The 14341-nt window shown below is 70.8% G+C and carries 15 protein-coding genes and 1 pseudogene; 11 read left to right on the top strand and 5 right to left on the bottom strand.

The window, feature by feature from the left end; all coding sequences use genetic code 11:
• Positions 1-188: 188 nt before the first annotated feature.
• The 3 genes and pseudogenes from ACIBJH_RS08635 to ACIBJH_RS08625 form a co-directional block, all read left to right on the top strand.
• Positions 189-461, top strand: a pseudogene (locus ACIBJH_RS08635) (IS5/IS1182 family transposase); the annotation flags it as partial.
• A gap of 339 nt (positions 462-800) precedes the next feature.
• Positions 801-1091 (top strand): hypothetical protein, encoded by a 291-nt coding sequence (locus ACIBJH_RS08630; protein ID WP_399116096.1) that lies wholly within the window; start codon positions 801-803, stop codon positions 1089-1091.
• Between the two features lie 205 nt (positions 1092-1296).
• Positions 1297-2349: a class I fructose-bisphosphate aldolase gene (locus tag ACIBJH_RS08625; RefSeq protein ID WP_399116095.1), complete on the top strand. Its 1053-nt coding sequence runs from the start codon at positions 1297-1299 to the stop codon at positions 2347-2349.
• A 73-nt stretch (positions 2350-2422) separates the two neighbouring features.
• Here the strand turns inward: ACIBJH_RS08625 and ACIBJH_RS08620 are convergent, their stop codons facing one another.
• On the bottom strand, positions 2423-2869 hold the full coding sequence (locus ACIBJH_RS08620; protein ID WP_399116094.1) for an avidin/streptavidin family protein: 447 nt from the start codon (positions 2867-2869) through the stop codon (positions 2423-2425).
• Positions 2870-2930: 61 nt separating this feature from the next.
• Positions 2931-3530 carry an isochorismatase family protein gene (locus tag ACIBJH_RS08615; protein WP_399116093.1) on the bottom strand — a complete coding sequence of 200 codons (600 nt, stop codon included), beginning with the start codon at positions 3528-3530 and terminating at the stop codon, positions 2931-2933.
• A 171-nt stretch (positions 3531-3701) separates the two neighbouring features.
• Between ACIBJH_RS08615 and ACIBJH_RS08610 the strand changes: the two genes are divergently transcribed.
• The 6 genes from ACIBJH_RS08610 to ACIBJH_RS08585 all read left to right on the top strand — a co-directional run bounded on the left by ACIBJH_RS08610 (position 3702) and on the right by ACIBJH_RS08585 (position 9481).
• Positions 3702-5279: an MFS transporter gene (locus tag ACIBJH_RS08610; RefSeq protein WP_399116092.1), complete on the top strand. Its 1578-nt coding sequence runs from the start codon at positions 3702-3704 to the stop codon at positions 5277-5279.
• A 121-nt stretch (positions 5280-5400) separates the two neighbouring features.
• Entirely contained in the window at positions 5401-6279 is an 879-nt protein-coding gene (locus ACIBJH_RS08605; RefSeq protein WP_399116091.1) for a CBS domain-containing protein, read from the top strand.
• Positions 6280-6645: 366 nt separating this feature from the next.
• A complete protein-coding gene (locus tag ACIBJH_RS08600) occupies positions 6646-6798 on the top strand; it encodes a hypothetical protein (RefSeq protein WP_399116090.1) in 153 nt (50 codons plus the stop codon).
• Between the two features lie 263 nt (positions 6799-7061).
• Positions 7062-7313, top strand: coding sequence for a universal stress protein (locus tag ACIBJH_RS08595; RefSeq protein ID WP_399116089.1), 252 nt, complete (start codon positions 7062-7064; stop codon positions 7311-7313).
• Positions 7253-7927 carry a universal stress protein gene (locus ACIBJH_RS08590; protein ID WP_399116384.1) on the top strand — a complete coding sequence of 225 codons (675 nt, stop codon included), beginning with the start codon at positions 7253-7255 and terminating at the stop codon, positions 7925-7927. The genes ACIBJH_RS08595 and ACIBJH_RS08590 overlap by 61 nt, the downstream gene beginning before the upstream one ends.
• A gap of 546 nt (positions 7928-8473) precedes the next feature.
• Complete coding sequence (locus tag ACIBJH_RS08585) at positions 8474-9481, top strand: Acg family FMN-binding oxidoreductase (protein WP_399116088.1); 1008 nt, start codon at positions 8474-8476, stop codon at positions 9479-9481.
• Positions 9482-9547: 66 nt separating this feature from the next.
• Here the strand turns inward: ACIBJH_RS08585 and ACIBJH_RS08580 are convergent, their stop codons facing one another.
• The 3 genes from ACIBJH_RS08580 to ACIBJH_RS08570 form a co-directional block, all read right to left on the bottom strand.
• Positions 9548-10225, bottom strand: a complete 678-nt coding sequence (locus ACIBJH_RS08580) for a CBS domain-containing protein (protein WP_399116087.1) — start codon at positions 10223-10225, stop codon at positions 9548-9550.
• Positions 10226-10287: 62 nt separating this feature from the next.
• Positions 10288-11247, bottom strand: coding sequence for a universal stress protein (locus ACIBJH_RS08575; RefSeq protein WP_399116086.1), 960 nt, complete (start codon positions 11245-11247; stop codon positions 10288-10290).
• On the bottom strand, positions 11244-12347 hold the full coding sequence (locus ACIBJH_RS08570) for a GNAT family N-acetyltransferase (RefSeq protein WP_399116085.1): 1104 nt from the start codon (positions 12345-12347) through the stop codon (positions 11244-11246). Before ACIBJH_RS08570 ends, ACIBJH_RS08575 begins: the two co-directional genes overlap by 4 nt.
• Positions 12348-13118: 771 nt before the next feature.
• Here ACIBJH_RS08570 and ACIBJH_RS08565 point away from each other — a divergent pair.
• Positions 13119-13622: a hypothetical protein gene (locus ACIBJH_RS08565; protein ID WP_399116084.1), complete on the top strand. Its 504-nt coding sequence runs from the start codon at positions 13119-13121 to the stop codon at positions 13620-13622.
• A gap of 517 nt (positions 13623-14139) precedes the next feature.
• Positions 14140-14337 (top strand): hypothetical protein, encoded by a 198-nt coding sequence (locus tag ACIBJH_RS08560; RefSeq protein ID WP_399116083.1) that lies wholly within the window; start codon positions 14140-14142, stop codon positions 14335-14337.
• The last annotated feature ends 4 nt before the right edge of the window (positions 14338-14341 follow it).

Here is a 14341-nt window from a genome sequence, read left to right as displayed (position 1 = left end):
GCACCTCGACGAACACGTCAGCGCCGGGAACGGGTACGGAGCAGCACCTTGGCGCATGCGCCAGTCACCACGATCGCCGCTTCGCGCCCGGCCTTTCACGCCCATGATCAGTACGCCGCCTGGCCCCATCCGGGCAACTGCCGGTGCTCATCATGGTCGGGCCGCCGTCTCCCAGACTTCGCATCCGCTCCCGCCGCAACCGCCACTACCTGCGAAGACGCCAGATCATGCACGCGATCCCGGAGCCGAAGGACCAGCGGGACCACCGTAAACGGCGTGGCAGCAAGGGCGGCCGCCCCGCCGGCTTCGACAGCGGGATCCACAAACGCCGCAACGGGGTCGAGCGGACCGTCAACCGGCTCAAGAACTCCAGGGCCGCCGCCACCCGTTACGACAACAGGGCTTACGTCTTCCACGGGACCATCACCACGGCGACGATCAGGCCATGGCTCCGACCATGATCCGCCGGGCGGTGCCTGGTCCCGCGCCCGTCGTCGGCTTCTACGAGCGCGCCCACCGAGGCTCTGCACCGCGCTTCGGCGCGTCGGCAGGCGCTCCACCACCGGGACGGCACGCTGCTCGCCCGAGTCCCACCCGGCCGACCTCCGATACGAACACAGCCAAGTCGGGCATTGCAGCCCAGTGAGGCAGACGACCCCGTCGACGACGCCGTCCGGCCCGACAAAGGACCAGTCGGCCCCTGTCCCTGTCCTCGGCCGACGCCCAGTCTGGCAGGACGCCCGGCTGCGCAGCAGGAGATCATCCACCGGGCACCGCTGGGAAAACCTCTGGAGGCCCTGATGATCACGATCCCCTGGCGCCGGTCACGCAGGCGGGAGGCCGCTGTGCTGGTCCTTGCCCGGGCCCGGCGCATCGTCGGTGTGGAGGCGGCTCTCCAGCTGCCGACCGTGATGATGCTCGTCGTCGAGGACGCGTGCACGGCGTTGGCCCGAGAGGACTGGAAACACCGCGAACCGTCCCGGCGGCATCCTCGGGCCCGCCGCCACTGGCGTGCCGAAGGATGCCGCCTGCTCGAAAAGGAGAAACGGCTGAGGGAACTGGCGGTGGAGTGCCTGGACGCACGTCACTGACAGGTGTTTCGCGACGGAGTCTCCCGGGCTCCCAACGGACCATCGGCGTCCCGCCGTCCGCGTAAGGGCCGTCAAGAGGGCGTTCGCCCTCCGAGAGAGGCCGGGCGGACCCTGCCGAGGGATCACCCCACGCAGCACGGTGGGGAGTGAACCCGCGGCGACCGGACGAACCCCTCTGTGCCCGGGTGACAGGAGAGGCGGAACGATGACCGACATCCAAGCCCTGCTGGGCGACGACGCCAAAGACCTGCTGACCCATACCGCCCAGGGCATTCCCAGGGAAGACCTTGTGCTGCCAGGTGGTGACTTCGTCGACCGCGTCGTGGCCGCGACCGACCGCTCGCCCAGGGTCCTGCGCAACCTCCAGTCTCTCTTCGACCACGGCCGGCTCGCCGGCACCGGGTACGTGTCGATCCTCCCGGTCGACCAGGGCATCGAGCACTCCGCGGCATCCGCGTTCGCCGCCAACCCCCGCTACCTCGACCCCAAGAACATCGTCGAACTCGCCCTGGACGGCGGCTGCAACGCCGTCGCGAGCACACTCGGCGCACTCGGAGCCGTCTCGCGGACGTACGCGCACCGCATCCCCTTCATCGTGAAGCTCAACCACAACGAACTGCTCACCTACCCGAACCACTACGACCAGGTCATGTTCGGCAACGTCCAGCAGTGCTTCGACCTCGGCGCGGCCGGCGTCGGCGCCACCGTCTACTTCGGCTCCGAACAGGCCGACCGCCAACTGCGGGAAGTCAGCGAGGTCTTCGCGCGCGCCCACGAGCTGGGCATGTTCACCGTGCTGTGGTGCTACCTGCGCAACCGGGCGTTCCGGCACGTCGGCGTGGACTACTCGCTCTCGGCCGACCTCACCGGCCAGGCCAACCACCTCGGCGTGACCATCGAAGCCGACATCGTCAAGCAGAAGCAGGCCGAGAACAACGGCGGCTTCCGCGCACTGGACTTCGGCAGGACCGACCCGCTCGTGTACGACAGGCTCACCACCGACCACCCCATCGACCTCACCCGCTGGCAGGTCGCCAACTGCTACATGGGCCGCGCCGGCCTGATCAACAGTGGCGGCTCCTCGTCCGGCCACGGCGACCTCGCCCAGGCCGTACGCACCGCGGTCATCAACAAACGGGCCGGCGGCACCGGCCTCATCACCGGCCGCAAAGCCTTCCAACGACCCACCGACGAAGGCATCCAACTCCTCCACGCCGTCCAGGACGTCTACCTCGACGACAACATCACCATCGCCTGACGGAGGCTCCGACGACAGCACGGCCGGAGGCACCCGGATCAGGTGCCTCCGGCCGTCCGCAGCCGCATCCGCCTCACACGGACGTCAGCTCGTCGACCGGGTGCGGGCCGGTGGGTGCCCCGGCATGCCGCAGGAGCTGTTCCGCCTGTTCCGCAGAGGGCGGTTCACGAGTGAAGACGTCCTGTCCAACAGCCGTGGCCTCCCAGGCGTTGGCCGCGATCGCGGACGCAGTGAGCAGCCAGGTGACGTAGATCCGTTCCCCGCCGTCCTCGTGGTACTGGCCGTTCCAACTGGTCACCGACCCGGCGTCGGTCCGCCCGTTGCGCCAGGCCACCGTCCAGCCGAGTGGGGTCCCGTGGTCCGCGACGGCGGCAGTGTCGTAACGTCCGACCAGCGGGTAGGCGCCTACGGCGTGGCCGGTGGCCGAGATGTAGGTGCCCCTGATGCTGCCGTTCGGGTCGGCCGTGATCCGCAGGTGCGAGCCGAACTCGTTGTACCAATCGCCGCTGATGCTCATCATTCGTCCTTCCCTCGTTTCCTGTCGCCCCTCCCGCACGGCCGTCACACCCGGGGTGGCTGTTTCAGCCGGGGATGTCGTCTGGCTTGCCCACGACGAGGGCGAAGAGGTCGGCGATGCCCGCCAGGGATGCCGCCTGGAGCGTCTCGGCCGGTACCGTCGTGCCGTCCGGTGCGACCAGTTCACGGGTCGCGGTGGCGGAGGCCACGATCGTGGGGCGGTAGCCCAGGTTGAAGGCGTCACGGGCGGTCGAGTCGACGCACATGTGGGTCATGAACCCGGCCAGGACGAGGTCGCCGCGCCCCGTCGACCGCAGGCGCTCGTCCAGATCGGTCCGGAAGAACGAACTGGGGAAGTTCTTGACGACGACGGGTTCCCCGGGCCGCGGTGCGACCTCCTCGCTGATCCGGCCGACGGGAGCGGTGATGTCGTACGGAGATCCCTCGCCCGCGTCGTGCATGACATGGAGGACCGGGATGCCCGCCGCCCGTGCGCGGGCCAGCAGACGGGCGGCCTCGGCGAGCGCTTCCTCGACGCCCTCAAGGCGCATGACGCCCTGCCGATAGGTGTCCTGACAGTCGATCATGACCAGTACGGAGTCCTTCAGCGCGGCAGGGCCGTCGCTCAGGCCGAGCAGGCCGCGCAGTGTCACGTGAGGAGACATGGTCCTCAACTCCCTTTGGCTGACGCTCCTTTGGTTGATGCCGAGGCTAGGGCGCGTGACGCTGCAACCCCGCTGCATGCCCGGTACTCGGGTCGGTCCAGGGACGTCTCGGCCCCTTCCGGGGACCTTCGGTACCTGTCCGCCGGGACGCGCAGGGCTCCGTATGGAGTCATGACGAATCCACGAGACGTGCCGCCGGAGGCGGCGGCACCGGAGGATCGCGGTGCGGCAGGCCGCTGGGTGGCACTGGCCGTGCTCTGTGTGTCGCTGCTGATCGTGACGTTGGACAACACGATCCTGAATGTGGCACTGCCCACCCTGGTGAGGGAACTGAACGCGTCCACCACCCAGTTGCAGTGGATCGTGGACGCCTACGCACTGGTCTTCGCCGGGCTGATGCTGGTGGCGGGCAGCGCCGCGGACCGGTTCGGCCGCCGGCGGGTGTTCACCGCGGGTCTCGCGGTGTTCGGCCTGACATCGGCGTGGGCCGCGTACTCCGGCTCGACGGGGATGCTCATCGCGGCCCGGGCCGGCATGGGCGTAGGCGCGGCGATGATGATGCCCGCCACCCTGTCGATCATCACCGACCTGTTCCGCGACCCCGGTGAACGGCGCAGGGCGATCGGCGTGTGGGCGGCCACCAGCGGACTCGGGATCGCCATCGGGCCCGTGGCCGGCGGGCTGCTCCTCGAACACTTCTGGTGGGGTTCGGTGTTCTGGGTGAACATCCCCTTCGCCGTGGCCGGCCTGGTGTGCGCGATCCGGCTGGTGCCGGACTCCCGCAACCCGGTGGCACTGCGCCCCGACCCGGGCGGCTCGATCCTGTCGATCCTCGGGCTGGGTCTGCTGCTGTGGGCGGTCATCGAGGCACCGGTGCGCGGCTGGACATCGGGGATCGTGCTGGGCGCAGGCAGCGGCGGACTGGTGGTGCTGGCGGGCTTCGTCCTGTGGGAGCGGGCAAGCGCCCATCCCATGCTGAACCTGGACTTCTTCCGTGAACGCCGGTTCTCCATCGCCACGTCCTCCGTGGCCCTGGCGATGTTCGGCATGTTCGGGGCCCTGTTCGTGCTCACCCAGTACCTGCAGTTCAGCCTCGGCTACAGCGCCCTGCAGACCGGTGTGCGCATCCTGCCGGTGGCCGGGCTGCTGGCGGTGGTCGCACCGCTGTCGCCCCTCCTCGTCCGCTGGGCGGGTACCAAAGCGGTGGTCGGCACGGGGCTGGTGGCCGTCGCGGGCGGTCTGTGGCAGTTGTCCGCCGCGGATGTCACCGCCACCTACGGGGACGTGCTCCCCGGCATGCTGCTGCTCGGGCTCGGCGCCGGGCTGGTCGTCCCGGCCGCGCTCGACTCCCTCATGGGCACGCTTCCGCAGGGCGACACCGGGGTGGGCTCGGCCACCAACGGCGTCGCCGTCCAACTCGGCGGAGCGCTCGGCGTGGCCGTGATCGGCAGCCTGCTGACGACTCGGTACCAGGACCGCATGGGCCCGCCGCTGGCCCCGTACGGGTTGCCGCACGATGTGTCCGACAGCGTGCTCGGTTCCCTGGGCGGAGCACTGGAGCTGGCCGCACGCGTGGGCGGCACGTCCGGACGGATGCTCGCGGAACTGGCCCGCTCAGCCTTCGTCAGCGGCATGGGCCTCGGACTGACCGTCGGCACGGCGGTCGCCGCCGGCGGCGCCGTACTGGCCTTCGCCGCCCTACCCTCCCGGCCGCGGCAGCAACTGCCGGCAGACCCGTCCGGAGACTGACGGCCCCGGTGTCCTCCGGGCGGGTGCCGGACGCGGTACGTCAGCTCCTGCGCCCGTTCCGCGCCGCGATGCCGGCAAGGCTGGGTCGGCCGCGCCCTCCGGGCACGGTCGAGCAGCTGGGATGCCGAAAGGCTCCCTTGCACGGCTGCGCGGCGAGGCACCCACGCCCGGCGCGGAGCTGCGCTTCGCCGCGGTGGGCCCGCTGACCAGCGCCGCGGCCGGCGGGCTGTTCACCGGGCTGGCGCTGTGGCTGGACGCACTGCATGCGTCGGTGCTGGTCGTCGAGGCGGTGGCGTGGCTGGCCGCGATCAACGTCGTGCCGGCCGTCTTCAACGCTCTGCCCGCCGCCCCGCTGGACGGAGGCCGGCTGCTGCGCGCCTTCCTGTGGCACCGTACCGGCGACCCGGTCCGCGCCACCCGCGGTGCTGCCGCGGCGGGCCGGGCGCTGGGCTGGTTCATGATCCTCAGCAGTTTCGCGGTGATGCTCTTCGGCGGCGATCTCTCCGGACTGTGGCCCGCGCTGATCGGCTGGTTCCTGATCGCCACCGCGCCCGCCGAGGAACGGCAGGCCCAACTGCGCCGCGTCCTGCACGAGATGCCCGTCAACCGTGTGATGACCCGCGCCCCGGTGACCGTCCCGGTCATGGTGTCCGTCGCCGGGTTCCTGGCCGAAGGCCCCTTCGGCCGCTACCGGCACTCCGCCTTCCCCGTGCTCGCCCCGGACGGCTCGACGGTCGGCCTGGTCACGGTCGCGGTCGTCAACCGGGTGCCGTTCCACGCCCGTTCGACCACGCTGATCGGGGACGTCATGCGCCCGTTGTCCGACGTGACCACGGCCGGACCGGACGATCTGGTCGTGGACCTGCTGCCCCGTCTGGAGGTGAGCAGGGGCCGCAGGGCCCTGGTTCTCGACGACGGACACCTCATCGGCATCGTCAGCCTCGCCGACATCAGCCGCGCTCTGTCCTGGCTCACCCCTGCCACCCGGCCCCGGACCTGATTCCCTCCCTGGTTCCGGCGTGCGGTGGGCGCGGGCAGCCCTGGCGAAGGAGAAACGAGATGACCCCGAACTCACCGCCCCGCGACACCCGCTTCCCGCACTCCGCCCACGCCGTTGCCACGCCGGCGGGCGGATCGAGGTCGCGCACGTCGCGGACCACACCTTCGCGGCCCCGGTGCGCGGCCACGAACTCACCGTCGACGAGCCGGTCGAGGCGAGCGGTGACAACGACGGCCCCACGACGACGGAACTGTTCGTCACCTCCTTGGCCTCCTGTGTCGAGCGCGACGCGGTCCGGTTCCTCCGGCTCCTCCACCTGCCGTACGAGCACCTACGGTCAAAGCAGAGTTCGCGACGGTCGAGGACTTGGCATCCCGCTCCGCATCCGTCCGCGTACGCATCCTGCTGCCTGCCCCGCTCGACCCGGTCCTGCGCCAGAGCCTGTGCGCGGTGGCAGGCCGCTGCACCGTCCACAACATGCTGCGCGTCCCGCCCGAGGTCACGGTCGAGTGCGGCTGACAAGAGGGCAAACGCCCTGCCGGACGCCCGAGCAGCGGAACGTCCCGGTCTCGCTCACACGGGTTCGGTCCGCACCGGGGCTCCCGCGACATGCCGTGCGCCGCAGGGCCGTTCGGCCCCACCAGGAGAGCCGGGAAGCCCTGCTGCCCGGCATCGCTCTCCCGCGAGGGTGGAAGCAGCCCCTGCTCCCAGAGAGGTGGGGATCCAGTCCTCGGCTTCCTTCCGGGAAGTCCGTCCGTACCACCGATCGGAGATGCGTGATCATGAGCCGACCCGTCGTCGCCGGGATCGACGGCAGCGCCGCCAGCCTCGCTGCCGCGGCCTGGGCAGCCCGTAAAGCGGAACTCCGCGACAGCCCACTGCACATGGTCGCCTCCTGGCCCGCATCAGCGGGTACGCCGCCCGACGCACCCGAGGCGTCCACGCGCCGTGCTGGGCCAGCCGTTCCCTCGACCTGGCCGTCGACCGCCTGCGCAGCCGCCACCCGGTGCTCGACATCGACACCGAACTCCTGAACGCGCCACCCCACGAGGCCCTGTTGGCCTCCGGCGCCGAAGCGGAACTCCTCGCCCTCGGCTCCCGCGGCCTGGGCACCTCGTCCGGCCTCCTGGTGGGCTCCACCAGCGCGCGGACCGCCGCTCTGGCCGACTTCCCGGTCATCCTGGTACGTCCCGTCGGCCCGGTGCCCGATTCACCGGCCGGCGCCGTCCTGCTCGCGCTCGACGCCGGTCGTCACCCGCAGGACAGCGCCATCTCCTTCGCCTTGGAGGAAGCGGCCCTGCGTCATGTTCCCGTGCGTGCCCTGTATGCCTGGCTGCCGCCCGGCCTCCTGCCCACATACCCGGTCGTGCCGGGGCGTCACGCCCATTCGCCCCGTGCCCGGCGGGCCGAGGACCTGCTGACCCAGGCTCTGCTGCCCTGGAGGTGGAAGTTCCCGGACGTGCGGGTGGAGGAGGTCTGCCTGGAGGACGTCCCCGCCGGCGCCGTCGTCGCCGCGGCCCGGCAGTCGTGTCTCACCGTGCTCGGCCACTGCCCGCGGTCCGCCGCCACCGGACCTCGGCTGGGCGCGGTCGCACACGCCGTCGTACGCGACGCGGCAGGTCCTGTGGTACTGGTCCCGGACCCGTGACCTCGTCGGCGAGGACCGCCCCTCTCTGCCCGGCAGGGGCGGGCCGAGACAACCCGGCCAGCCCCCTCCCAAGGTGCCACCATGGGCGGCGGCGCCGCCCCCCAAACCGGCGCGCGAGTGGTTCTTCACCAGCTTCACATCACAAGCGGTGCCGGAGCAGGGGCCGAAGGACACACCCTGGGGCCCGACCGGCACCTGGCAGGGGTCCCTCCCTCCGGGTCGCTCACCACGACCGTCCTGCTGATTCCCCGGCGATGCCGATGAAGAGTCTTTCTGCCAGGGGCCGTTCGGCCTTCGGAACGGGTCTCGGGTCTCTGTCGATGCCGAATCCCGGGGTACATGCTCGATGGTGAGCCCGTGAGGCGGCCGTACGGACTTCTCCCGCGCTCTCACCAGAAGTCCGCACGCGACACGTATCCGGTGGGCCCGTCCACGCACGACGGACCGGAACGTGACCTCCGCCTCACGGGCCCGCCCTCCCGCAGGTTCGCTCCCGTCGCCCGGAAACGGCGGACGAGCCCCACGACAGAAACGGCGGTACCGGTCATGACCGCCACGTCCGCACGGCTCGACCCCGCGGCCCAGTACCTCGTCCGCGCGGCCGTCACGGCACCGTCCCCCTACAACAGCCAGCCCTGGCGCTTCATCAGCCGGGACGGCGAGTTGCAGCTCCACGCCGACCCCACCCGCCGCCTCTCGGCCACGGACCCGGACGGCCGGGAGATGCTCATCGGCTGCGGCGCGGCCCTGTTCAACGTCCGGCTGGCCATGCGGCACCTCGGCTTCGTGCCCCGGCTGAGCATCATCCCGGATCCCGCACTGCCGTGGCTCCTGGCCACCGTCCGCTGGGGTCCGTACGCCCCTCCCACCGCGGCCGAGGAGGCGATGTTCGCAGCACTGCCGCAGCGCCGTACTCACCGCGGTCCGTTCCGGCCCGCTCCGCTTCCCCTCACCCTGATCGAACAATTGCGGGAGCACGCCCGCCGCGAAGGCGCCGAACTCTCCACCACCCTGACCCACCCGGAGGACCTGCGCCGACTCGCCGGCCTCATCCGCGCAGCGGAATCCCTACGGCGGGTCCACCCCGTCCTCACCACAGAGCTCGCCAAGTGGGCCCCGCCGAGGGGCAGCCGTCGCCGCGACGGCATCCCGGCAGGGGCGTACCCGCGCAGCCCCGACACCACCGCCTTCGCCGGACGCGACTACGCCGGTCACGCGCGGACCGGCTGCGAACAGGAGCGGACATGGCGCACCGCTCACCCGACTCTCGGCCTGGTCGTCCTCCTGACCACCCGGCACGACCTGCGCGACGACTGGCTCAGGGCCGGGCAGAGCCTGCAACGCGTCCTGCTGCACGCCACCGCCCACCACGTCGCCGCGGCCGTGCACACCCAGCCGCTGGAACTGCCCGAACTGCGCGAGCGGGTACGCGGGATGGTCATCGGCGGACAGTATCCGCAGATGATCCTGCGGATCGGCCACGACAACAACGCGCACGCCGCACGCACCTCCCCCAGGCGGCCCGTCGCCGATGTCATGGGGACGTGCGAGTAGCTCCGTGTCCCGGCCCGGCCGCCGGGAACAGACGGGAACAGAACGGACGGCGGAGCGCCGACGTAACTAAATGTGCCCGGAGAGGCCGACGGTCGGGCGCGGGGGCCTGGAGTCGTCCAGGTGGTAGGTGAGCCGGTCGGTGACCGACACGATCCCGTCCACCTGTTCCGTGATCCGTACCGCGAGCACGGCGTCGCTACGCCGGTCCAGGTGACCTTTCAGTGTCACCTCACCGTCGTCGACGGCGACATCCACGGTGTACCGGGGACAATCGATCCCCCGGGACACCTGGTTGACGACATCCTGGCGGATCTCGTCGTCCGCGCGCAGGAAGACCTGGAGCAGGTCGCCACGGGTGACGATGCCGACAAGGCGGTCCTCGTCGTCCACCACGGGCAGCCGCTCCACACGGTGTTGCTCCATGGTCCGTGCGGCGTCCGTCACGTACTGACCCGGGGAGGCGATGACCGCGGGCCGTGTCATGAGGTGTTCCGCGGTCCTGGCACGGGCCTTGACCTCGACGACGCGCGCGGAACGGGTCAGTTTCGGCAGACGGAAGCGCCTGTGCCCGTATTCCGGTTCCTGCCGCACCTGGTGGTACAGCAGGTCGGTCTCGGAGATCACTCCGACGACCTTCTCCTCGTCGTTCACCACCGGCACCCCGCTGATGCGGTGGTCCGCCAGCAGCCGGGCGACCTCCTTGAACGGCGCGTCACAGCGCGTGGACACGACGTCGCTGCTCATGACTTCCTTGACCCTGCAGTACCTCATCACCGTTTCCTCCTGTCCCTTCTGGTTCGAGTGCTTCACCATTCCCAGGCGACGGGCACGAGTGCGACCGGGCAGTGCGCGTGGTGCAGCAGCGCGTGCTCGACCGGGCCGAGTTGCCGACCGGGCCTCCGTCCGCCGTGGTGATGCGCCGTGATCACGACCAAGTCGGCCGCCCGGGTGGCGTCCACGAGGGCACGGGCCGCGTCGCGCCACACGGTTTCGATCCGGACACGGACCTCCGGGAACTTCTCCCGCATCGCGGCGACGGCCGTACGGGGCGAGGAGTCCTCGATTTCCTGTATGCGGATCAGGCTCTTCGGTTCCGTCTCCAGCCGCCCGGCGGGCGACGCACGCAGGCTGTCCGACAGCTCTGGTACGGAGTACATGTGCAGGACCCGTACCTGCGCGCCCAGTCGGTGTGCCTCCTCGAAGGCGAAGCGCACGGCACCGGCATCCGTGTCGTCGGCGACGCCCACCAGGACCGTGCCCTCCGCCGGCTTGCCCCGTTCCGGCTCGCCACGCACCACCAGCAGCGGGCTGCCGCAGTGGGCTGCAACGCGCAGGCTCACCGAGCCGGCGGGCAGCCCGGTGGCCCGTCCCAGACCTCGGTTTCCGACGACGGTCAGCGCGGCCTCCTCACCACGGCGCACCAGCTCCGAAGCCGCTGGTTCGGGGCTCAGAGTGGTCACCACGTCGAGCCCGGCCACCCGCTCGTGCACCCGCCCGGCCGCGAACTCCAGCACGCTCTGCGCCCTGTCGATGAGGCCCTGCGCGTCCGTCCTGCCGGGCTGTGTCTCCCGTACACCGTGCTTCGCCCACGGCCAGCCGTGCAGGATCTCCAGCAGTGTCCGGTGCGCTCGTGCCTGCTCGGCCGCGTGGTCCAGAGCGCGCAGCGCCTCGTCCGATCCGTCCACCCCGACCAGCACCTGTCCGCTCAGGGGAGGACCGGGAGCTTGTGCGCCGTAGTCCCAGAGGGTCTTCCGCTCGTCGTTCATCGCTCAATTCCTCCCTGTCTGCTACTGACGGCCCTTGAACGGCCCCGGCTTCTCCTCGGAGCGGTAGTCGCGGGCGCGGGTCTCGTCCTCCGGCTCCTCGGCAGGCCGTGTGAGCTGACCTCGTATGCGTCGCCGAGCGAGACGAACGTGGTCACACCGATGCCCAACGGGGACAGACCGCCCAGCAACGCGATGCCGACCCCGCCCGACCGCACCGCCACCCAAGCCGTGCCAAGCGGTGGGCGGTGCCCGGCCGAGACGGCGTCCATCCGCACGTCCGCGTCCGCGTCCGCGTCGGTGTCGGTGTCGGTGTCGGTGTCGGTGTCGACGGTGCCCGAACGGTTCGGGCCCAAGAGCCACGTCCCGCGAGCACGGACCTCCGACGAGAGGGCCGACACCTCGGCCGCACCGAGTCCGTGGGCCACGGTGACCAGGGAGCGGATCCCGGGCCGACCGCGCTGCTCGGTGGCCTCGGCCAGGGCTTGTGGAGCGGGCACGGCGACGGGCGACGCACACAGCGGCGGCCGTATGTCGGTCACGTCCGCGAGCCGTTCGCGGGCGTCCGCCACGGACAAGCAGTCCTCGTCCTGTTCAAGGCTCAGCGTGCAGTGGACCTCCGTGCCGTCCGGACGCCACGAGACCGGCAGACCCAGATCATGGAACATCAGCAGGACGGCACGGTTCTCCGCGAGGGCGTCCGCCGTAAAGCGCCGGACGCCCCCCGCCCGCGCCGCGCTCACCAGTTCCTCGACCAGCAGCCTGCCGACCCCGCGACGGTGCCAGTCGTCCGCGACGACGAGAGCCATCTCCGCGCACCTCTGATCGCACGACTGACCGACGGCGGTCTCGTACTCCGAGATCCCCACGATCCGCCTGCCGTCATCGGCCACCAGCGCCAGATAGCCGTCACGCGGCGGCGAACACGCCTTGGCGGCTGCCCGTTCCACCAAGCGCCGGCTGGGGCCGAAGAACCGGAACCGCAGACTCTCCATCGAAAGGCCCTGATACAACCGCAGCACCTGTTCCCGGTCACCGGGCCGGGCGGGCCGGATCCACAGGTCCGAGCCATCGGCCAACACCGCGTGAACCTCCCGGGGCATGGACCGTGTCCTCGACATCACAGCTCCGCCTCTTCCTCCCCCTACGGCCTTGCCCGGCTCTCTCGGACGACGTTTCGTCTCGCGCATGTCACGTGACATGCCGCGCTGCCCCCGCGGCCGAGCCTCAGGGAGTCTGCGTCGATGGGCTGGTCAGTTCTTCCCCCACCGACAACCTCATCCTTGTCGCCCGCAACGCGCGCCGCTTGGGGCCAACGGGTCACCGGTGTGGACGACCAGCCCCTTCCCAGCAGAAGTCGAAACGTCCCACGGCTGTCGAACCACCCCGTCCCGACGTACACCCCGAACACGGTGTGCCGCACCGCCAACTGGTCCGATCCGACAGGCGCATCCGATACCGGAATCCTCAACCAGGCTTCCGCTGCGCGCGCTTGAGGCCGTTCGGGCCGAAGCCGGAAGGAGAGCCGACCGGTTCATCCGGGAGTCCGTGCAGCGGCTCGTGCAGATCCGGGCGGCGGCGGGCACGACGAGGCGGGAAGGGTCCTGCCCGCTTCTCGCGGATCCTGATTGCCCGGTGCGCGGCTGCCAGCCGTTTCTCCGAGCCTCCTCGGGCCCTTCCCGTCACTTCCAGCACACCGCCCCTGCGGCGAATCCGCCAGGGCCGAACGGCCCAGGCGCCCGTACCGCAATCTCCGCGGAGGAGGCCATCATGACCACGGCCGAATCGCGTCCGGCGGACTCGTCGAAAGCAACCACGCACGCGCCCCGTGGGCTGCCGCCTCCTCCGATCCAAAGCTCGCCGATCCGCGCAGGATGAACTGGCGCAAGGTGCCCCGCGACGCCGCCGTCGAGACCGTCGTCGTCACCCACACCTGTCTCGCCCACTGCGGATACCTTCCCCGGCCGGTCTGCCACGGCTTCCGCGGCTGGATCGTGACGACCGAGCGCAGCGCACATCTCATCGAGATCGTGCTCCGGGACAGCGCCAGGCTGCGGACGGAGACCGCCCGGCGCACCAACGAGCACGGCTGCTCCAGACACCGGCCCGCACGGCGGCTGTACGACGACGGGGACGTCGACCGCACCCTCGGGCTCCTCGATCCGGCCCCGGTCGGCGCGAGCACCGCGATCGCATCGATCGCACGCCGAGCCGGACCGCTGTCGTGCCGCGCTTCGGAGCGCTCGTCCTCGTCCGGTGACCGAGAGGGCTGGTCGCTCCTCAGTACGGGAGGGGCCGTCCGGAGGGCGTCCGGAGGTCGGGAGGCTCCGGCGGGCGAGGGGTTCGGGGGTGCCTGGCCACCTGTATCCGCTTCATGATCGCCACCTCCCGGACCCTCGCGCCGGGTCCGCTGCTGATGCTCGGCCACCGCTTGCACAGGAGCCTTCTCCCCCATCAGCGCCGGTGGGCCGCATGTCCCCGCCCCACCGTTCGTCGAGGTCCCGGGGCAAGAACCCCAGGGACTTCACGACCCGTGAACAAGGCCGGTCCGAGTCCAGGAACTGGTCCTTCTCTCGTCCACTCCCGGGGCTCCTCGCCGGGGAGATGGGCGTCGACCCACCGGCGACACCGACCCTCGCCAAGGCGTGCGCGTTGGAAATCGATCACTCGACTTCCCGAGCCTGGTGGAGCTCATTTCGGAGCGCGCCGGCGTACACATCAACGAGGAGGGCTGTCCCGAACTCACCACCCCCGCCGCCACCGCCGATTTCCCGATCGCACGGACCGCGCAAGGGACCCTTGGTACCTCAGTCCGCCCCGGAAGGCTCATGTGCCCTGCCCCGCAACGGAGTTGGCTGGCGGCAAGAGCGGCAGGAGTACGAAGGGAGCAAGACCGTGGGTACGAGTCTCACACCGCAGTTCTGGCAGCTGTTCGCCGTCCTGCTGGTCGCGGCCACGGGGGTGACGTTCGTCCTCACCGCGGTGTTCGACGCGCTCGCCCTGCGACTGCTGCACCGCCGCGGGCGGAGGACACCCACGCAGGCGCCACAGCAGCCCCAGACCGCGAAGACCCACGCATCCGTCCGCTGCTGAGTTC

This window comes from Streptomyces sp. NPDC050548, from assembly GCF_044457385.1.
Taxonomy (GTDB): Bacteria; Actinomycetota; Actinomycetes; order Streptomycetales; family Streptomycetaceae; genus Streptomyces.
The sequence above is the reverse complement of the archived record's forward strand: the minus strand, read 5'-3'. Positions and strand labels throughout refer to the sequence as shown.